The organism is Agrobacterium tumefaciens, assembly GCF_017726655.1.
GTDB classification, from domain to species: Bacteria; Pseudomonadota; Alphaproteobacteria; order Rhizobiales; family Rhizobiaceae; genus Agrobacterium; species Agrobacterium tumefaciens_B.
Genome location: NZ_CP072309.1, coordinates 485281 through 503778, shown reverse-complemented (window position 1 = coordinate 503778; position 18498 = coordinate 485281). Strand labels below are relative to the sequence as shown.

Genomic DNA, 18498 nt, shown 5'->3' with positions numbered 1-18498 from the left:
GCCGCCGCTGGCTGCGAGAAGCCAATCCCCATTGGCTTCGTGATCCGCATCTGGCTCGAATGGTGAGAAATCGCCGCGCCGGTGATGTACAGGTGTCATCTCGCCCGCTCATGCGGGAGCGCCGTATGCGTCTCTGCCCGCGTCATCGGTTCCAGCGCATACAGAATCATCTGGTTCAATCCTGGCTTGCAACTGTTAAGATTTGGCTAACCGGCCCCGCGCCGTCAGGGAGAGACGCCGATGAACATGCGATAGAGGCCGTTATCGTCGGAATTCACCGAGGAAATATGGTCCGCGTCGCTTGAAGGAGCTTTGTACGAAACCGGTGGCATGGCATCAAGCCAACTCGCCATGGGCAGGCTGCGCTCCGGCCGCCTCTCCACCGTGGATATGGGTTGCTCCTCGTCGGCGGCTGCAGCAATGGTCGCGTCGTCGGGAACAAGCGGCGGGGTGGCCATGGATAGCAGGGCTTGCGCCACATTGTGCTCATCGTCGTAAAGGACCTCGCCGGGCAAGCCGGGAATATCGGTCATGTCTGAACTCACATCATGTTTCGCTCAAGGGAATGGTCCGAACGGCAGTCATGCCGCCTTTTTCTTCAGCAGTTCGTAAAGCCCATTGTCATCGATCGAGATCGGCAGAATGGCGGCGCGGGCGTCATTAACAACCGCCTGCGCTTTAAGCAGTTCTTCAGCATCATTTTCCACGTCAGCTGGACTTTCGGCCGCCGCTTTTGCCTTTGCCGGCTCATCTTGGTTTTCAGTTGGAGCGGTGTCTTCCTTCGATGTCGCTGCTAATACGGAGATGAGCGTCGTTTCAGGCAAGGGATCGCTCGGCTTCTGCTTGTTGGTGCCGTCTGCCTTTTTGTCCATGGAAGCATCGATGTGCTCCTTCACGACATCCTGAAGCTCCTGCACGTCCTCAAGCTTGCCCTGCGCATTGAGCGCCTTGATTTCCTCCTCGCGCTCGGCCTTGACTTCGGCATCGTTGATTTCGCCAATCTCTTCCTTGCCGCGTTCGGCTTGCAGCTCCTCTTTGGTCTTCGGATCGGCGACATCTTCAAGGCGCTGGATAATCTTCAACGTCTCCCGCGTCATGAATTGCGTGCCCTGCACCTGCTCGTTCAGGGCATTTTTCACCGCGCGCGCCTCGTCCCCATAGGGGTTCGCGATAGCAGCGATCATCTGTTTTGCCGAAATGCCGAGTTCCTTGAGCCCCGTGACCTCTTCGAGCTCGGTGTCGTTTTTCGGCAAGGTTGCACGCATGGCCATGATGACCGTCGACATCTGCGCGCCGAAATTCTCCTCCTGACCCGTCAATCCCGCGCGCTTTGCGATGCGGGCGGCGAGAGCAGCCATGGCATCGGTCTTGGCAGTGATACCGTTGTTCAGCACGTCCACAACCTGCGCCTCCGAAACGCCGAAGGATTTCAGAGAAATCGTCGCGGCTTTTCCCTGCGCGTCGGTTTTGCTGAAACTCGTGGTCAGGGTGAGGGCGTCCTGAAGCCGCCGCGCGAAGGAGAAGCTTGATTCATCGGCTTCCTGTGTGACGCCAAGGGCGGAGGAAAAGCGGGAGACAAGGGATGCGAATGCGTTCGGGTCCTGTTTCATGAAACCGAACAGATAGGCACTGATCTTTTCGTTGGCGATACGATGGCTTTTGTCCGGCTGCGGCTGGGTCTTGACCGCATCATCCCTTTTGGTGCCGTTCGCCTTTTCCTGCTCTTCGCGCCGGCGGTCCTCTATGGCTTCCACCATCGACCGCATGAGGTCGCTGACAGCAATACCCGCTGTCTGCTGTAGCGGAGTGATCATCCTTCACGGTTCCCGGCTGCCCAAAGTTGCAGCCGAGAATAGGCAGTTCTGGTAAATCAGACCTTAAACACAGGCTGGGGACGCTCAACTATGGGCGAAAATATCCGTTTCGTCCCAACCGAGAAGATCAAGCTTGGAGCGGGTCGGCAGGAAGGCAAAACAGGCGTCGGCATGATCGATGCGGCCGTCACGGATGAGGCGCGCGGTCAGCTTGTCACGTAGTGCGTGCAGATAAAGCACGTCGGAGGCGGCATATTCGAGCTGTGCTGGCGACAGGGTCTCCGCCGCCCAGTCGGAGGATTGCTGGGCCTTGGAGATATCGACTTCCAGCATTTCCTTGAGGTTGTCCTTCAGCCCGTGCCGATCCGTATAGGTGCGGCAGAGACGCGACGCGATCTTGGTGCAGAAGACCGGCGTGGTCGTGACCCCGAACGTATGGAACAGAACGGCGATATCGAAACGGCCATAGTGAAAAATCTTCTGATGGGCGGGGTCGGCCAGCATTCGGACGAGGTTCGGGGCCTCCGTCTGGCCGGCAGCAATGCGGATGACGTCAGCCGTGCCATCGCCCGGTGAAAGCTGGACGACGCAGAGACGGTCGCGGCGCGGCACCAGCCCCAGCGTTTCCGTATCGATGGCGATGGCACCGGTGTAACGGGCGGCATCTTCGGCGGAAATATCGCCCTCGTGGTAGCGGATGGTGGCTGCCATGTCTTGCTCCGAATTTTCCTGTCTGTCGAACCGGCTATAACGCAAAGGGCATCGGGGCGATACTGTTTATGGGCGGTTTCCGCCCTTCATCGGCTTGCCTTTGCGAAAGAGCCCGGGTTAGGTTCAACACATTCCTTCCTTCAGATTGCATGAATTCCCCATGACAAAGAAAATCTATCTCGCTGGCCCGGAAGTTTTCCTCCCGAATGCGCGTGAGATGCTTGACCTCAAGGCAGCGCTCGCCCGGGAAGCCGGGTTTACGCCGCTCTCTCCAGGTGATTTGCAAATACCGCCGGCGGATACCAGGATCGGCCACGGCTGCAATATCAACGAAGTGGACGAGCGGATGATGCTCGAGGCCGATGCGGTGATTGCCAATCTCACGCCCTTTCGCGGGATCGCCGCCGATACCGGCACAAGCTACGAGCTTGGTTTCATGTGCGCGCTGGGTAAGCCGGTTTTCGCTTACACCAATGTCGCCGCTAACCATTTCTCGCGTATCAAGGCGCATTACAACGATGTTGCCACGATGGATGAAATGGGGCGGTATCGCGGACCGGACGGGCTATCCATCGAAAATTTCGACATGGTCGACAATCTCATGCTGCACGGCGGCATCCTGCGCCGGGGCGGGGTTGTTATTGTTGGCGATGCCGCAGAAGAGGCGCTGTATACGGATCTCGAAGCGTATAGACGCTGCCTTGCAGTGGCAGCCCAAAGATTGCTGACTGAAACCTATCCTGAAAAAACGAATGTGGAGGCATCATCATGAGCGGCACCATCCTTATAACCGGCGCGACATCCGGTTTTGGCCAGGCGACGGCCCGGCGTTTCGTCAAGGAAGGCTGGAAGGTCATTGGCACCGGCCGGCGGGCGGAAAGGCTGGAGGCCCTATCGGCAGAACTCGGGTCCGCATTCCATGGGGCAGCCTTTGACATTACCGATCAACCGGCGACCGAAGAGGCGTTGGCGGCTTTGCCGGAGGAATTCAAGGGCATCGACATTCTCGTCAACAATGCGGGTCTTGCTCTCGGCACCGCGCCCGCGCCGCAGGTGCCGCTGAAAGACTGGCAGACGATGGTCGACACCAACATCACCGGTCTGCTCAACATCACCCATCATCTTTTGCCAACGCTGATTGAGCGCAAGGGCATTGTCGTCAATCTTGCCTCGGTCGCCGCGCATTATCCGTATACGGGCGGCAATGTTTACGGCGGGACGAAGGCTTTCCTGCGCCAGTTTTCGCTGGGCCTGCGTTCTGACCTGCATGGAAAGGGCGTGCGCGTAACGTCGATTGAGCCCGGCATGTGTGAAACCGAATTCACGCTGGTGCGCACCGGTGGAAACCAGGAAGCGTCGGACAATCTCTACAAGGGCGTTAACCCGATTACGTCCGAGGATATCGCCAACACGATCTACTGGGTGGCTTCACAGCCAAAACACATCAATATCAACAGCCTGGAGCTGATGCCAGTCAACCAGTCCTTTGCCGGTTTCCAGGTCTACCGCGAAAGCTGATGTCCCGCTGAACGATGTGTGCTGAAAAACAGAGCAAGATTCGGGGAGCTATGCAGATTTGCAATGCTGCATTGCGAGACTTGCTCTGTTAAAAATCGCAGGAACCGCTATATTCCAATCATCGAAGCGACGCACTCCTCCTCCCAGCGTCGCTCGATGTGGATCGGTGGTACTCCTCCTCCCAATCACCGATCAAGTTTGAAGCCTGCCGCACCTCCTCCCGCGGCAGGCTTTTTCCTTTTCTGGACTTCTCTTCGCAGAAATATTTTGGTGGCCGCTCCCCGTTGCCGGCTGACAATACCCTTGGATTTCCGGGGGCGCGCCAATTCAAGTCGTCAAGGCGACGGCAACCGAAATCGGGACGGTGTCGATCACATTTTCGTTATGTCTAGATAAATTTGCACAGTTTTCGCTTGCCACTCTCCAGCGGCCCATTGCTTCGCTCCATGGCTCTGTTTAAGCATGAGCAAAAGAACGCTTGGGAGGTGGCTGGCACTTTGATGTCTGCGGCCCCAAAGCGACGGGGAAAGAATGGCAGACTTACAAGAGGCGCTGAAACGTTTTCAGCCGGTCGCGGTTTCATCGATCGCTGAAGATGAGTTCAGGCTGCGGCTGCGCGGCCTTCAGGCGCGGATGATCCGTGAAAATGTGAAGGCGGTCTGGCTCGATGCTTCGTCGTCGCTGACCTATTATACCGGTTTGTCGCTTGGTCTGTCCGAGCGTATTCATGGTGCTCTCATTCCTTCCGAGGGCGCGCCGCTTTATATCAGCCCGACCTTCGAAGAACCGAAGCTGCAGACGCTCATCCGCATTCCCGGTGACGTCGCCGTTTGGGAAGAAGATGAAAATCCCTTCGATCTGATGTCTGATCGCATCGACGCTTTGAGCTGTCCTGGTCATCGCGTTGCGATCGATCCTGCTACGCCCTTTGTGTTTGCATCGGCGCTCATGCAGCGGCTGGAAGGGCGGATCATCTCCGCCCAGCCAATGATCGTTGCGCAACGGCAGGTCAAGTCCGCAGCCGAAATCGCCATCATCCAGACGGCAATGGACGCGAGCTACAGCGTGCAGAAGGCAGTGTTCGAAGGTCTTCGACCCGGAATATCGACGACCGAAGTCGCCGATTTTGTCAATGCCGCCCATATTGCGCTTGGCCTCAAGCCCCTTTTTGTGGCGGTGCAATTCGGTGAGGCGACGGCCTATCCGCACGGCGTTGCCCATGCACAGACGCTGAAGGCCGGCGACATGGTGCTCGTCGATCTCGGGGGTATTCTCCATGGATATCGCTCAGACATCACCCGCACTTACGTTTTCGGCACGCCGACCGATCGCCAGCGCTTCCTCTGGAACGCAGAGCGCGATGCTCATGCCGCAGCCTTTGCCGCTGCGCGCCCCGGCGTCGCCTGTCAGGACGTCGACAAGGCCGCGCGCGACAGCCTGAAGGCGGCCGGTTTCGGTCCCGCTTATCAGGTTCCCGGCCTGCCGCACCGCACCGGCCATGGGCTGGGGCTGGATATTCATGAAGAACCCTATATCGTTGCTGGAAATGCGACGGTGCTGGAGCCGGGCATGTGTTTTTCCATTGAACCGATGCTGTGCGTCTATGGTGAATGCGGCGTCCGTCTCGAGGATATAGCTTATATGACGGAGGCAGGGCCGCGCTGGTTCTGCCCGCCGGAAACGAACCTCGACCGGCTGTTTCAGCCGGTTGCCGGGTAATTGGTCGGGAGGCAAAAGACCGAACGGCGACACGGAACCCATGTCGCTGCTGACCAGAAGAGGTAGGCCCCTGGAGGGGGCCGCAGGAACTCAGAAAAAGAGGGAAAGGACCATCAGATGAAAATGCTGACCCGCAGTTTGCTTATCGCTTCTGCACTTGCGATGACTTCCGCCATGCCAGCCATGGCGAAGACCTTCGTTTATTGCTCCGAGGCATCGCCGGAAGGCTTCGATCCGTCGCCTTATACCGCAGGCGGCACCTTCGACGCTTCCGCGCATCCGGTCTACAACCGTCTGACGGAGTTCAAGAAGGGCACGACCGAAGTAGAGCCCGGCCTTGCGGAAAAATGGGACGTTTCCAAGGATGGTCTCGAATACACTTTCCACCTGCGCAAGGGCGTCAAGTGGCACTCCAACGACAAGTTCACGCCGAGCCGCGAATTCAACGCTGACGACGTGATCTTCAGCTACAACCGCCAGGGCGACGCGAAGAATCCGTGGAACCAGTATATCGCAGGCATCACCTACGAATATTACAACTCCATGGAAATGCCGTCCCTGATCAAGGAAATCGTCAAGGTCGACGATTACACGGTCAAGTTCGTGCTGACCCGCCCGGAAGCGCCGTTCCTCGCCAATATCGCCATGCCTTTCGCTTCGATCGTGTCGAAGGAATATGCCGATACGCTTGAGAAGGCCGGCACCAAGGAAGACTTCAACAACCTGCCGATCGGCACGGGTCCGTTCAAGTTCGTCGCCTACCAGAAGGACGCGGTCATCCGCTATCAGAAGAACGCCGACTACTGGGGTGAAGCCCCGAAGATCGACGACCTGATCTTCGCGATCACGCCTGACGCCGCCGTTCGCCTGCAGAAGCTGAAGGCCGGCGAATGCCACCTGATGCCTTATCCGGCTCCGGCTGACCTCGCCACCATCCGCGCCGACAAGAACCTCAAGCTCGATGAACAGCCGGGCCTGAACGTCGCTTACTTCGCCTACAACACGACCGTTGCACCTTTCGACAAGCCGGAAGTGCGCAAGGCGCTGAACATGGCGATGAACAAGCAGGCGATCATCGACGCCGTGTTCCAGGGTGCAGGCCAGGTTGCCAAAAACCCGATCCCGCCGACCATGTGGTCCTATAACGACAGCATCAAGGACGATGCTTACGATCCGGAAGCAGCCAAGAAGGCTCTCGAAGCCGCTGGCGTCAAGGATCTGTCTATGAAGATCTGGGCAATGCCGGTTCAGCGTCCGTACATGCCTAATGCCCGTCGCACCGCCGAGCTGATCCAGTCGGATTTTGCGAAGGTCGGCGTCAAGGCTGAGATCGTCTCCTTCGAATGGGGTGAATATCTCAAGAAGTCCACCGAAACGAAGCGCGACGGCGCCGTCATCCTCGGCTGGACCGGCGACAACGGTGACCCGGACAACTTCCTCAGCGTTCTCCTGTCCTGCGCCGCAACAGGTGAAGGCGGTGCGAACCGTGCACAGTGGTGCAACAAGGAGTTCTCGGACCTGCTCGCCAAGGCAAAGCAGACCACCGACGTTGCGGAGCGCACCAAGCTTTATGAGCAGGCCCAGGTGATCTTCAAGGAACAGGCTCCGTGGGCGACGCTTGCGCACTCCACGCAGTTCGTTCCCATGTCCGCCAAGGTTTCCGGCTTCACCATGAGCCCGCTTGGCGACTTCACCTTCGAAAACGTCGACATCGCGGAGTAATCCCCGAACAACCGGACGCGCGGAAGAACCCTGTTCTTCCGCGCGTCTATTCAGGAAAAAACCATGATCCGGTTCATTCTCGGCAAACTTCTCTATCTCGTTCCGACCTTCCTCGGGATTACCATCGTCGCCTTCGCCTTCGTGCGCGTCCTGCCGGGCGATCCCGTGCTGTTGATGGCGGGCGAGCGTGGTATTTCGCCCGAACGGCATGCGCAGCTTGCCGAACAGCTCGGCTTTGCACAGCCCGTGTGGCAACAATATCTCCATTTTCTCGGACGGCTGCTTCAGGGCGATCTCGGCAATTCGCTGGTCACCAAGAAGCCGGTTCTCACCGAGTTCCTGTCGCTCTTTCCCGCGACGGTCGAGCTCGGTCTCGTCGCCATCATCATCGCAACGCTCATCGGCGTGCCCGTTGGCGTCATCGCCGCCATCAGACGTGGTTCCTGGTTCGACCAGATTTCCATGACGACGGCTCTGGTTGGCTTTTCCATGCCGATCTTCTGGTGGGGCCTGCTGCTCATCATCATGTTCTCCGGTATCCTGCAATGGACGCCGGTTTCGGGCCGTATCTCGCTGATGTATTTCTTCCCCTCCGTCACCGGTTTCATGCTGATCGACAGCCTGATTTCGGGGCAGAAGGGCGCCTTCGCCTCGGCGTTTTCGCATCTTATCCTGCCCTCGGTAGTGCTTGCCACCATTCCGCTTGCCGTCATTGCGCGCCAGACGCGCTCGGCCATGCTTGAAGTTCTGGGTGAGGATTATGTGCGCACGGCTCGCGCAAAGGGCATGTCGCCTTCGCGCGTCGTTGGCATTCATGCGCTGCGCAACGCCATGATCCCTGTCATCACCACTATCGGTCTCCAGATCGGCGTGCTGATGGCGGGTGCCATTCTGACAGAAACCATCTTTTCCTGGCCGGGTATCGGCAAGTGGATGATCGATTCTATCTCGCGCCGCGACTATCCGGTCGTGCAGAGCGGCCTGCTGTTGATTGCGGGCCTGGTGATGATCGTCAACCTGCTCGTCGATTTGACCTACGGCCTCATCAATCCAAGGATCCGTCACAAATGAGCGATGTGACCACAGCTCCGGTCGTCAGACTTTCTGACGCCGCCATCCGCCGCCGGATGATCGCCGATTTCTGGTTTTATTTCCGCCAGAACCGCGGTGCCGTCATCGGCCTTGCTGTCTTCATCCTGTTGGTGCTTGTCGCGGTGTTTGCGCCGCTCATCGCGCCGCATGATCCAACACAGCAATATCGCGACGCCCTGCTCGTGCCGCCGGTCTGGCAGGAAGGCGGCCGTGCCGGCTTCTTCTTCGGCACGGACGCCGTCGGGCGTGACATGTTGTCCCGCCTGATCTACGGCGCGCAATATTCGCTGTTCATCGGTATCGTTGTCGTTTCCATCGCGCTCGTCGGCGGCATCGTCATCGGTCTCATTGCCGGCTTTTTTGGTGGCTGGGTCGATTCCGTCATCATGCGCGTCATGGACGTCATCCTGGCGTTTCCATCGCTGCTTCTGGCGCTGGTGCTTGTCGCGATCCTTGGGCCGGGCCTCACCAACGCGATGATTGCGATTGCCATCGTTTATCAGCCGCATTTTGCCCGTTTGACGCGCGCTGCCGTCATGAGCGAGCTTCGGCGTGAATATGTCACGGCCGCGCGCGTGGCCGGTGCCGGCAATCTGCGGCTGATGTTCAAGACCATCCTGCCGAACTGCCTTGCGCCGCTGATCGTGCAGGCAACGCTTTCGTTCTCGTCCGCCGTTCTCGACGCGGCCGCACTCGGCTTCCTCGGCATGGGCGCTCAGCCGCCTGCCTCCGAATGGGGTACGATGCTTGCCGAAGCGCGTGAGTTCATTCTGCGCGCCTGGTGGGTTGTCACCCTTCCGGGCCTGACGATCCTGATCTCGGTGCTTGCCATCAACCTGATGGGTGACGGGCTGCGCGATGCGCTCGATCCCAAACTGAAGCGGAGCTGAGAGATGAGCCTGCTGAAAATCAAGAACCTGACGGTTAAATTCGCCACCGCGACAGGCGCGTTCACCGCCGTCGATGGCATCGATGTCTCCGTCGACAAGCACGAAGTGCTGGCGATCGTCGGTGAATCCGGTTCGGGCAAATCGGTCTCGATGCTCGCCGTCATGGGGCTTCTGCCCGATACGGCGACGATTACGGCCGATGAAATGGTGTTTGACGGCATCAACCTGCTGGCCATGTCGCCGCAGGAGCGCCGCAAGTTGATCGGCCGCGAGATTACCATGATCTTTCAGGAGCCGGTCGCCTCGCTCAATCCGTCTTTCACGGTCGGTTTCCAGATCGAGGAAGTTCTGCGCCTCAATCTCGGCATGGGCGGCGCTGCCGCGCGCGCCCGGGCGCTGGAACTGTTCCGCGCCGTCGGTATTCCCGATCCCGAGACGAAGCTGAAGGCCTATCCGCATCAGATGTCGGGCGGCCAGTGCCAGCGCGTGATGATTGCGATTGCGATCGCCTCCAAGCCGCGCCTTCTGATCGCCGACGAGCCGACGACTGCGCTCGACGTGACCATCCAGAAGCAGATCCTCGACCTCTTGATGAAGCTGCAGGAAGAATACGGAATGGCGCTGATCCTCATCACCCATGACATGGGTGTCGTGGCGGAAACCGCCGATCGCGTCGTGGTGCAATATAAGGGTCGCAAGATGGAGGAGGCAGATGTCTTGAGCCTCTTCGAAGCCCCGCAGCATCCCTATACCAAGGCATTGCTTTCGGCCCTGCCGGAAAATGCCACCGGCGACCGTCTGCCCACTGTCTCCGATTTCTTTGGCAAGGAGGGCGTTCGATGAGTATCGTTGTCGAAGGCAAGGGGATCACCCGCCATTACCACGTTCCCGGCGGCATTTTCGGCGGCGCAAAGACCGTTCAGGCGCTGAAGGGCATCGATTTTGCCGTCGAGCGCGGCAAGACGCTCGCCATCGTCGGCGAATCCGGATCGGGCAAGTCGACGCTCGCCCGCATCATCGCGCTGATCGACCCGGCATCCGGCGGTGAGCTGAAGATCGAGGGCAAACCGGTCGATATCGCCAAGCGCCGTCCGGACACGCAGATGCGCTCCAAGGTGCAGATGGTGTTCCAGAACCCCTATGGCAGCCTTAACCCGCGCCAGAAGGTGGGCGACGTGCTGATGGAGCCGCTCATCATCAACACCAAGATGCCGGCTTCCGAGCGTCGCGAGCGGGCCGAAGCCATGCTGGTAAAGGTCGGCCTTGGTCCTGAGCATTTCAATCGGTATCCGCACATGTTCTCGGGTGGCCAGCGCCAGCGCATCGCCATTGCGCGCGCGCTGATGCTGAACCCGGCGCTGCTGGTGTTGGACGAGCCGGTCTCGGCACTCGATCTTTCGGTGCAGGCACAGGTCTTGAATCTGCTGCGCGATCTGCAGGAAGAGTTCGAGCTGACCTATGTCTTCGTCAGCCACGATCTTTCCGTGGTCCGCTATATTGCTGACGACGTGCTGGTCATTTCCAAAGGCGAAGCTGTGGAGCAAGGCACGCGTGAGGAGCTTTTCGCCGGTCCGAAGCATCCCTATACGCGGCAGCTTTTTGCCGCCACGCCCGTCACGGATGTGGAGGCAATCCGCGCCCGCGTTGAACGCCGCAAGGCGGCGCGACAGGGCGCAGCAGCTTAAGCAGACGAAAGCACTGATGACAGGCCGGGTTTTCCGGCCTGTTTCATTTTCAGGACTTTAAAAACTTTCCGATGGCGGCAAGTGCGCCGAGCTCTCTGATGTCACCGTAAGCCGCCTTCAGGCTCGAAACGAAGGCCTCGTTGTCAGGCAGATCATCAGCGAAGACGCGTTTGAAGGCCAGAAATCGGTCGACAACCTCATCCGGCGCCATTTTCAACTGATCCGGTGCATCCCACTCGATGAAGGCGGGATCGAGAATCGTGACCGGCTCTCCCTTTTCGTTTCTCCCCGCACAGGACCTGATCCACAGGGCGACGGCGAGAATGATGGCGCGGCTTTCGGCGTTCTTCTCGAGCAATTCGCGCAAGGGTGCAAGAATGCGTAGCGGCACTTTCTGCGAGGCATCGGAGGCGATCTGCATCGTCTTGTGTTCTAGCGACGGATTGGCGAAACGCTCCCGCAGCCCGGCCGCGAATTCCACACCATTGACGGCAGGTGCGAGCGTCCGGCCGACTTCTCGCCAGTAGGCATCGATGAAATCGCGCACGGTCTTTTCAGCCCAGGCGTCGGCCACGGTCGCGAGGCCGGTAATCTGGCCGATGGCGGCGATGGCGCTGTGGGAGCCGTTCAGCATCCTCAGCTTCATATGCTCGTAAGGTTCGACATCATCGACGAATTCCACGCCTGATTTCTCAAGCTCCGGCCTGCCATGCGGAAAGTGGTCTTCGATGACGAAACGGAAATAGGGTTCGGCAACGACCGGCCACGTATCACGCAAGCCGAGTGCGGCAGAAATCGCATGCCGGTCCGCATCAGTGGTGGCGGGAACGATACGGTCGACCATCGAGCAGGGGCAGGCAATATTGTCTTCGATGAAGGATGCCAGTTCCTCATCCGCAAGGCGCGCGAAGTCGAGCAGCAGCTTGCGCAGCATGTGTCCATTAGCGGGCAGGTTGTCGCAGGACAGCAGCGTCAGGGGCAGGGAACCCTCTGCACGTCTGCGTCGGGTCGCTGTAAGGATGAAACCGAAGATCGAGCGCGGCCGCTGCGGATTTTCGAGATCGTGGACGATATCTGGATGGTCGCTCAGCAGGCTGCGGGAGGCGAGGTTCGTCAGGTATCCCTTCTCCGTAACGGTCAGGGTAACGATGAGGACGCTCGGGTCGACCATCCGCTCTACCAAGCGCTGCGGGTTTTCCGGGACGACGACGGTTTCAACAATCGAGCCGATGATGCGCAGGCGCTCGCTTTTGCCGTCGCGAAGGCAGAAGGTGTAGAGATTATCCTGCGGTTCGATGGCGTCGCGGGTGTCCGGGCTGCGCAGCGATGCGGCGATGATGCCCCATCCTGTTTCGCCGCGATTGAGGCAATCGTCGATGAAAACCGCCTGATGCGCCCGGTGAAAAGCGCCGACGCCGAGGTGCACGATGCCGGGCGTGATCGTCTCCCGGTCATAGGTAGGCGTTGCGACCGTCGGTGGCAGGTGGGCGAGGGTTGCGACGCAAAGCCGGTCTGGCATGGAGGGAAATCTCCGTCTGGAAGGATAGGGATTCGGTTGGCAGCGTGGGCCTCATGATTGACGCCGTTTCGGTGTCCTCGTCCATCCCATCTGGCGCTCGCTCTTTCAGGCGCTGGCCTCTTTGAGGAGCCGAACCTGACGCAGCGTGTTCTGGCGGCTGCGCTCCAGATGCCGCCATAGCGCATCGATGATCTGGGCCTTACTGCCGGCGGCAATGGCATCGGCAATATTCTGGTGCTCCTCGACCGAGCGGGCGTAATCACCGAGGATCGAGACGAAGACCGTGTGGGTCTGGTCGAGAATGCGCTCATGCGAGCCGGAAATGACGGGAATGCGCGCCGCCGACACAAGGGTCGTATGGAAGCTGCGGTCATAAAAAAGCGCTTTCGACAATTCGTCCAGCGTCCAGCCCTTGGCGAACTCGCGATGTTTCGCAAGGCTTTCCAGCAGTGTCGCGTGCAGCGCTCCGTCCAGTTGGCCGGCATCGAAGGCCACGTCTACCGCACCTTTTTCGAGCAGCATTCTGGCGGCGTAAAGTTCCTCAACGTCCTCCACGGTGAAATCGCGCACCACCATGCCGCGACGGGAGGAATTGACCACCAGGCCATCGGCCTCGAGTTTCAGGCAAGCTTCCTTGACCGGCGTGGGGCTGATGCCGAGATCGGCGGCAAGCTCATTGGGCAGCAGCCGTTCGCCGCCGCGCAATCTGCCGCTGACGATGCGCGCGCGCAGTTCCTGATGCGCCTGTTCGGCGAGCGTGACTTTGACCAGCGAGTTCATGGCGGCATCATTGCCCAGCTTCGAAGGACTGGCAATGGCTGAATATTAAAAATAAAAAATTTTTTATTTTACAAATGCCGTTTTTCCTTTAGCTCTATCCATCGTCGGAAGCCGGCTGCTGGAGGAGGGCGGTCAGGCCATTTCCCGAAAGCCATCTTCGCGGCCATGGTCGCGGGGACGCGGCGTCTATTCCTCCCTGCAAGCAATCAGCAATCGAGGAATGACCGATCATGAAAATCACCACCGTCGAACCCTTCATCCTGCACCTGCCGCTGACCTCGGACTCCATTTCGGATTCCACCCACAGCATCACGCATTGGGGCGTCGTCGGCGCGAAGATCACCACCAGCGATGGCCTTGAGGGCTATGGTTTCACCGGCACTCATGCGCATCTGGCGTCGGACAGGTTGATTACATCCTGTATTAGCGATTGTTATGCACCATTGCTCGTCGGCGAGGATGCGTCGGAGCATTCACGGCTCTGGATGAAACTCGCCCGTTATCCCTCGCTCCAATGGGTCGGCAGGGCCGGCATCACGCATCTGGCGTTAGCCGCGATCGATGTGGCTCTCTGGGACCTGAAGGCGAAAAAGGCGGGTGTGCCGCTGTGGCACTATCTCGGCGGTGCACGCACGCCGGCGGTGGAAGCTTACAATACCGATATCGGCTGGCTTTCCTTCTCGTTGGACGATTTGCTCGCAGGCAGCACAAGGGCCGTGGAGGAAGACGGCTTTACCCGATTGAAGATCAAGGTCGGGCATGACGATCCGAATATCGACATCGCCCGGCTTGCTGCCGTGCGCAAACGCGTCGGCTCATCCATCCGCATCGCCATCGACGGCAACGGCAAGTGGGATTTGCCCACATGCCAGCGCTTCTGTGCGGCAGCGAGGGATCTGGACATCTACTGGTTCGAGGAGCCGCTGTGGTACGACGATGTGACAAGCCATGCCCGGCTGGCGCGCAATACCACTATCCCGATTGCGCTGGGCGAGCAGCTCTACACGGTGGATGCGTTCCGTTCGTTCATCGATGCAGGCGCGGTCGCCTACGTCCAGCCTGACGTGACGCGGCTTGGCGGCATCACCGAATATATCCAGGTCGCAGATCTGGCACTCGCCCATCGCCTGCCTGTCGTGCCGCACGCCGGCGAGATGAGCCAGGTGCATGTGCATCTGAGCTACTGGCACCCGGCTTCGACCATTCTCGAATATATACCCTGGATCAAGGATCATTTTGAAGAACCGATCCAGGTGCGTGATGGTGTTTACAAACGGCCCGAGCAGCCGGGTGCGAGCACCACGCCGCTGACGGAAAGCTTCGCCCGTTATGGCAAGGCGGTGAAATGAACAGCGGTACACAGCCCGGATTTTAATGGAGGTAAGTCCGTCCTCCGTCATGCCGGACTAGCTCCGGCATCCAGCCACGGCGCGTCTGCGCCGTGAAAAGAGTCTTTCGCGATCAAAGACTTGATCGCGCTGGACCCCGGATCTAGTCCGGGGTGACGGAGTGTGGATGGTGCAATTTTTCCAAATTTAGCGCCAGCCGAGTGCCGGCGCCACCTGCTTCAGGATGGTCTCGATCACATGGGTGTTGTAATCGACGCCCAGCTGGTTCGGCACGGTCAGCAACAGCGTGTCGGCCTCGGCGATGGCTTCGTCGGCCCTCAGCTGTTCGATCAGCTTTTCCGGTTCGGCGGCATAGCTGCGTCCGAAGATCGCGCGCGTCTTGTCGTCGATATAGCCGATCTTGTCGTCGCCTTCGTTACCGTAACCGAAATAGGCGCGGTCGCGATCATTGACGAGGGCGAAAATGCTGCGGCTGACGGAGACGCGCGGCTCGCGGGCATGTCCGGCCCCCTTCCAGGCTTCCCGGAAGGTGCGGATCTGCTGCGCCTGCTGGTCGTGGAAAGGCTCACCCGTTTCGTCCGTCTTGAGCGTGGAACTTTGCAGGTTCATGCCAAGCTTTGCCGCCCACACCGCCGTTGCATTGGAGCTCGAGCCCCACCAGATGCGATCGCGCAAGCCTTCCGAATGCGGCTCCAGCCGCAGAAGGCCGGGCGGGTTGGGGAACATCGGCCGCGGGTTCGGCTCGGCAAAGCCTTCGCCCTTCAAAAGCTCGAGGAAGACCTCGGTGTGCTGACGCGCCATATCTTCTTCGCTCTGGCCCTCAGCCGGTCGGTAACCGAAATAACGCCAGCCGTCGATGACCTGTTCAGGCGAGCCGCGGCTGATGCCGAGCTGCAGGCGTCCACCGGCGATGAGGTCGGCCGAACCGGCATCCTCCACCATGTAGAACGGGTTTTCGTAGCGCATATCGATGACGCCGGTGCCGATCTCGATCTTCTTCGTGCGGGCGCCGACGGCGGCCAGTAGCGGGAAGGGCGAGGCCAGCTGACGGGCGAAATGGTGCACACGGAAATAGGCGCCGTCAGCGCCCAGTTCTTCCGCAGCCACGGCGAGGTCTATCGATTGCAGCAGCGTATCGGCTGCCGAGCGGGTCTGCGACTGGGGGGAGGGCGTCCAGTGGCCGAAGGATAGGAATCCGATCTTTTTCATAGTGATCTTCCAGATGTCGGAGGATGCCGGCTCTGCAAGCCAGCTCTGTTGTTGTCCCTCATATAGGCAATGGGGCAGTTCCTCCAACCTGCCGGGCGTAGACAGGGTGTCGCCAAAATGTGAACGATCGCGATTTCAGACCATGATGCCGCGGTTGAGAATAAAGAGCTTTTCGTGGGCGCGCGCGGTGGTGAGGATGAAATCCATCAGGGAGCGCACCCGTGGCACGTTGGCAAAGTCCTGGTGGCTGGTAAGCCAGTAACCTCGCCGCAGCTCGACCTCACCCGGAAGCACCATCTGTAAATCCGGAAAGCGCGCGGCGATGAAATTCGGCAGGATGCAGAGCCCTCGCCCTCCGAGCGTGGCGGTTAGCTGTGCGAAGATGCTGGAAGACTGGAAATTTGGCCGCAGGCCTGGAAGCACGTCGCGCATGTAATCGAGGCCGGGCGAAAAGATCAGATCCTGCACGTAGCCGATGAAGAAGTGGTCGAGCAGGTCTTCCCGCTTCGTGATTTTCGGCTGTCCGGCGAGATAGGACCGTGAGGCGTAAATATGCAGCGTGTAATCGATGATCTGTTCATTGATATAGGGACCGGCCTTCGGCGGATCGAGCGTGACAGCCACATCCGCCTCCTTACGGGAAAGCGCCATGATCTGCTGGATCGTCACCATTTCCACCATGATGTGCGGATGAGTGGCGGCGAAGTCCTTCAGCCTTTCGACGAAGAAAAAATTGGAAAAACCTTCAGGGGCGCTCAGGCGCACAACGCCGCGCAGCAGGCTGCCGCTTTCGGAAATATCCGATTGCAGCCGTTCAGCCTCAGCCTCTATGCGCTCGACGGTATCCACCAGTCGACGACCCACCGTTGTCAGTTCGTAACCGCGCGGGTTTCGCTCGAAGAGCTTGGTTTTAAGCGAAAATTCCAGCCGGTCGATATGGCGGGAGACGGTGGCGTGGCTGGTGCGCAGGCTTCTGGCGGCGGATGAGAGTTGTCCGGTGCGGGCCACGGCCAGGAAATATTGCAGGTCGTCCCAGGTGAACGGCGTGGCCATATTCGTCTCCCATCAGGAGTTCTGTTCAAAAATGAACAGTTCCTGTTCGCAATTTGATGATGACTTGCTCTTGTGTCAACGGCCGAATTCGAGAAGTCTACGCTCAGGATGCACCGCTTTGAGGAGGGCGGTGCGGCCATTCATGTGCAGGGTTTCGGTTCACCGCTGCACAGACAATCTGAGGCTCGCAATCTCTCTGGGAGGAGAAGTCATGCGCAAGAGTATCGTTTTATCCACGGCCATGGCACTGGCCGCTGGCACCGCTGCCTATGCTGCCGAGATTTCGGACGGCAAGGTCAAGATCGGTATCCTGAACGACCAATCCGGCGTTTACGCCAACTTCGGCGGCAAATACTCTTACGAAGCCGCGAAGATGGCGGTCGAGGATTTCGGCGGCAAGGTGCTCGGTGCGCCGGTGGAAGTGGTGACCGCCGACCATCAGAACAAGGCTGACGTTGCCTCCAATATTGCCCGGCAGTGGTACGACACCGAACAGGTCGATTCCATCATGGAACTGACCTCGTCATCGGTTGGCCTTGCCGTGCAGGCGCTTTCCAAAGACAAGAAGAAGATCACCGTCAATACCGGTGCTGCCACCACCGAGCTGACCGGCAAGCAGTGCAGCCCGTATGGTTTTCATTGGGCCTATGACACCTATTCGCTGGCTGTCGGCACCGGTGGGGCGCTCGTCAAACAGGGCGGCGACAGCTGGTTCTTCCTGACAGCCGACTATGCCTTCGGTTATTCGCTGGAAGAAAATACGTCCAATTTCGTCGAGGCCAATGGCGGCAAGGTGCTGGGCTCCGTGCGCCATCCGCTGGCGACGACCGACTACTCGTCCTTCCTGCTGCAGGCGCAGTCCTCGGGCGCGAAGGTTATCGGTCTTGCCAATGCCGGTCTCGACACCTCCAACGCCATCAAGCAGGCGGCGGAATTCGGTATCGTTGCCGGCGGCCAGCGCCTTGCAGCGCTTCTCTTCACGCTAGCCGAAGTCCATGGCCTCGGCCTTGAGGCAGCTCAAGGATTGACGCTGACGGAAGGTTTTTATTGGGACCGCGACGATGAATCGCGGAAGTTTGGTGAGCGCTTCAAGGAACGCACCGGCGCCATGCCGAACATGGTTCACACCGGCACCTATTCCGCTGTCTTGCATTATCTGAAGGCGATCGAAAAGGCCGGCACCGACGATGCCGATGCCGTCGCGAAAGCCATGAAGGAAATGCCCGTCAACGACGTCTTCGCCAAGGACGGCCATGTTGCCGCCAATGGTCGCATGATCCACGACATGTACCTCATTGAAGTGAAGAAGCCTGACGAAAGCAAGCAGCCCTGGGATTATTACAAGGTTCTCGCCACCATCCCCGGCAAGGAAGCCTTCATGGACCCCGCAAAGAGCGGTTGCCCGCTGGTGACGCAATAAAAGACTGATGCAATAAA

At 59.2% G+C, this 18498-nt stretch carries 17 protein-coding genes; 10 read left to right on the top strand and 7 right to left on the bottom strand.

The genetic code is table 11. The annotated features are described in order from the left end of the window. Nucleotides 1–224 precede the first annotated feature (224 nt). The 3 genes from AT6N2_RS16425 to AT6N2_RS16415 all read right to left on the bottom strand — a co-directional run bounded on the left by AT6N2_RS16425 (nucleotide 225) and on the right by AT6N2_RS16415 (nucleotide 2525). A complete protein-coding gene (locus AT6N2_RS16425; protein ID WP_209090247.1) occupies nucleotides 225–533 on the bottom strand; it encodes a hypothetical protein in 309 nt (102 codons plus the stop codon). Between the two features lie 48 nt (nucleotides 534–581). Further along, nucleotides 582–1814, bottom strand: a complete 1233-nt coding sequence (locus AT6N2_RS16420) for a hypothetical protein (protein ID WP_063947185.1) — start codon at nucleotides 1812–1814, stop codon at nucleotides 582–584. Nucleotides 1815–1898: 84 nt separating this feature from the next. Continuing rightward, nucleotides 1899–2525: a ribonuclease D gene (locus tag AT6N2_RS16415; protein ID WP_063947186.1), complete on the bottom strand. Its 627-nt coding sequence runs from the start codon at nucleotides 2523–2525 to the stop codon at nucleotides 1899–1901. Nucleotides 2526–2685: 160 nt separating this feature from the next. Here AT6N2_RS16415 and AT6N2_RS16410 point away from each other — a divergent pair, with 160 nt between their 5' ends. The 8 genes from AT6N2_RS16410 (at nucleotide 2686) to AT6N2_RS16375 (ending at nucleotide 11151) form a co-directional block, all read left to right on the top strand. Further along, complete coding sequence (locus tag AT6N2_RS16410; RefSeq protein ID WP_209090246.1) at nucleotides 2686–3297, top strand: nucleoside 2-deoxyribosyltransferase; 612 nt, start codon at nucleotides 2686–2688, stop codon at nucleotides 3295–3297. Then, the gene (locus tag AT6N2_RS16405; protein ID WP_063947188.1) at nucleotides 3294–4043 is read left to right on the top strand and encodes an SDR family oxidoreductase; all 750 of its coding nucleotides are present in this window, start codon (nucleotides 3294–3296) and stop codon (nucleotides 4041–4043) included. Before AT6N2_RS16410 ends, AT6N2_RS16405 begins: the two co-directional genes overlap by 4 nt. A 531-nt stretch (nucleotides 4044–4574) precedes the next feature. Then, on the top strand, nucleotides 4575–5762 hold the full coding sequence (locus tag AT6N2_RS16400) for a M24 family metallopeptidase (RefSeq protein WP_209090245.1): 1188 nt from the start codon (nucleotides 4575–4577) through the stop codon (nucleotides 5760–5762). Nucleotides 5763–5879: 117 nt separating this feature from the next. After that, nucleotides 5880–7484: an ABC transporter substrate-binding protein gene (locus AT6N2_RS16395; RefSeq protein WP_063947190.1), complete on the top strand. Its 1605-nt coding sequence runs from the start codon at nucleotides 5880–5882 to the stop codon at nucleotides 7482–7484. 63 nt (nucleotides 7485–7547) lie between these two features. Then, nucleotides 7548–8555 (top strand): ABC transporter permease subunit, encoded by a 1008-nt coding sequence (locus tag AT6N2_RS16390; protein ID WP_004437854.1) that lies wholly within the window; start codon nucleotides 7548–7550, stop codon nucleotides 8553–8555. Next, entirely contained in the window at nucleotides 8552–9466 is a 915-nt protein-coding gene (locus AT6N2_RS16385; protein ID WP_063947192.1) for an ABC transporter permease subunit, read from the top strand. The genes AT6N2_RS16390 and AT6N2_RS16385 overlap by 4 nt, the downstream gene beginning before the upstream one ends. A 3-nt stretch (nucleotides 9467–9469) precedes the next feature. Further along, entirely contained in the window at nucleotides 9470–10309 is an 840-nt protein-coding gene (locus AT6N2_RS16380) for an ABC transporter ATP-binding protein (RefSeq protein ID WP_063947193.1), read from the top strand. Then, nucleotides 10306–11151 (top strand): ATP-binding cassette domain-containing protein, encoded by an 846-nt coding sequence (locus AT6N2_RS16375; protein ID WP_209090243.1) that lies wholly within the window; start codon nucleotides 10306–10308, stop codon nucleotides 11149–11151. Before AT6N2_RS16380 ends, AT6N2_RS16375 begins: the two co-directional genes overlap by 4 nt. Before the next feature lie 49 nt (nucleotides 11152–11200). Here the strand turns inward: AT6N2_RS16375 and AT6N2_RS16370 are convergent, their stop codons facing one another. Continuing rightward, nucleotides 11201–12670 (bottom strand): mannitol dehydrogenase family protein, encoded by a 1470-nt coding sequence (locus tag AT6N2_RS16370; protein WP_209090242.1) that lies wholly within the window; start codon nucleotides 12668–12670, stop codon nucleotides 11201–11203. A 105-nt stretch (nucleotides 12671–12775) separates the two neighbouring features. Beyond that, entirely contained in the window at nucleotides 12776–13450 is a 675-nt protein-coding gene (locus AT6N2_RS16365; RefSeq protein WP_209090241.1) for a GntR family transcriptional regulator, read from the bottom strand. 230 nt (nucleotides 13451–13680) lie between these two features. Here AT6N2_RS16365 and AT6N2_RS16360 point away from each other — a divergent pair, with 230 nt between their 5' ends. Beyond that, nucleotides 13681–14799: a mandelate racemase/muconate lactonizing enzyme family protein gene (locus AT6N2_RS16360; RefSeq protein WP_209090240.1), complete on the top strand. Its 1119-nt coding sequence runs from the start codon at nucleotides 13681–13683 to the stop codon at nucleotides 14797–14799. Between the two features lie 186 nt (nucleotides 14800–14985). Here AT6N2_RS16360 and AT6N2_RS16355 read toward each other — a convergent pair whose 3' ends face one another. Both AT6N2_RS16355 and AT6N2_RS16350 read right to left on the bottom strand, forming a co-directional pair. Continuing rightward, nucleotides 14986–16008, bottom strand: a complete 1023-nt coding sequence (locus AT6N2_RS16355) for an LLM class flavin-dependent oxidoreductase (RefSeq protein WP_209090239.1) — start codon at nucleotides 16006–16008, stop codon at nucleotides 14986–14988. Between the two features lie 135 nt (nucleotides 16009–16143). Continuing rightward, nucleotides 16144–17061, bottom strand: coding sequence for a LysR family transcriptional regulator (locus tag AT6N2_RS16350; protein WP_063947199.1), 918 nt, complete (start codon nucleotides 17059–17061; stop codon nucleotides 16144–16146). 211 nt (nucleotides 17062–17272) lie between these two features. Here AT6N2_RS16350 and AT6N2_RS16345 point away from each other — a divergent pair, with 211 nt between their 5' ends. Next, complete coding sequence (locus tag AT6N2_RS16345; protein WP_209090238.1) at nucleotides 17273–18481, top strand: ABC transporter substrate-binding protein; 1209 nt, start codon at nucleotides 17273–17275, stop codon at nucleotides 18479–18481. Nucleotides 18482–18498 lie beyond the last annotated feature (17 nt).

Coding starts and splice junctions, on each gene's coding strand:
- AT6N2_RS16425 (WP_209090247.1), bottom strand. CDS start 533: ATGACCGATATTCCCGGCTTGCCCGGCGAGGTCCTTTACGACGATGAG.
- AT6N2_RS16420 (WP_063947185.1), bottom strand. CDS start 1,814: ATGATCACTCCGCTACAGCAGACAGCGGGTATTGCTGTCAGCGACCTC.
- AT6N2_RS16415 (WP_063947186.1), bottom strand. CDS start 2,525: ATGGCAGCCACCATCCGCTACCACGAGGGCGATATTTCCGCCGAAGAT.
- AT6N2_RS16410 (WP_209090246.1), top strand. CDS start 2,686: ATGACAAAGAAAATCTATCTCGCTGGCCCGGAAGTTTTCCTCCCGAAT.
- AT6N2_RS16405 (WP_063947188.1), top strand. CDS start 3,294: ATGAGCGGCACCATCCTTATAACCGGCGCGACATCCGGTTTTGGCCAG.
- AT6N2_RS16400 (WP_209090245.1), top strand. CDS start 4,575: ATGGCAGACTTACAAGAGGCGCTGAAACGTTTTCAGCCGGTCGCGGTT.
- AT6N2_RS16395 (WP_063947190.1), top strand. CDS start 5,880: ATGAAAATGCTGACCCGCAGTTTGCTTATCGCTTCTGCACTTGCGATG.
- AT6N2_RS16390 (WP_004437854.1), top strand. CDS start 7,548: ATGATCCGGTTCATTCTCGGCAAACTTCTCTATCTCGTTCCGACCTTC.
- AT6N2_RS16385 (WP_063947192.1), top strand. CDS start 8,552: ATGAGCGATGTGACCACAGCTCCGGTCGTCAGACTTTCTGACGCCGCC.
- AT6N2_RS16380 (WP_063947193.1), top strand. CDS start 9,470: ATGAGCCTGCTGAAAATCAAGAACCTGACGGTTAAATTCGCCACCGCG.
- AT6N2_RS16375 (WP_209090243.1), top strand. CDS start 10,306: ATGAGTATCGTTGTCGAAGGCAAGGGGATCACCCGCCATTACCACGTT.
- AT6N2_RS16370 (WP_209090242.1), bottom strand. CDS start 12,670: ATGCCAGACCGGCTTTGCGTCGCAACCCTCGCCCACCTGCCACCGACG.
- AT6N2_RS16365 (WP_209090241.1), bottom strand. CDS start 13,450: ATGAACTCGCTGGTCAAAGTCACGCTCGCCGAACAGGCGCATCAGGAA.
- AT6N2_RS16360 (WP_209090240.1), top strand. CDS start 13,681: ATGAAAATCACCACCGTCGAACCCTTCATCCTGCACCTGCCGCTGACC.
- AT6N2_RS16355 (WP_209090239.1), bottom strand. CDS start 16,008: ATGAAAAAGATCGGATTCCTATCCTTCGGCCACTGGACGCCCTCCCCC.
- AT6N2_RS16350 (WP_063947199.1), bottom strand. CDS start 17,061: ATGGCCACGCCGTTCACCTGGGACGACCTGCAATATTTCCTGGCCGTG.
- AT6N2_RS16345 (WP_209090238.1), top strand. CDS start 17,273: ATGCGCAAGAGTATCGTTTTATCCACGGCCATGGCACTGGCCGCTGGC.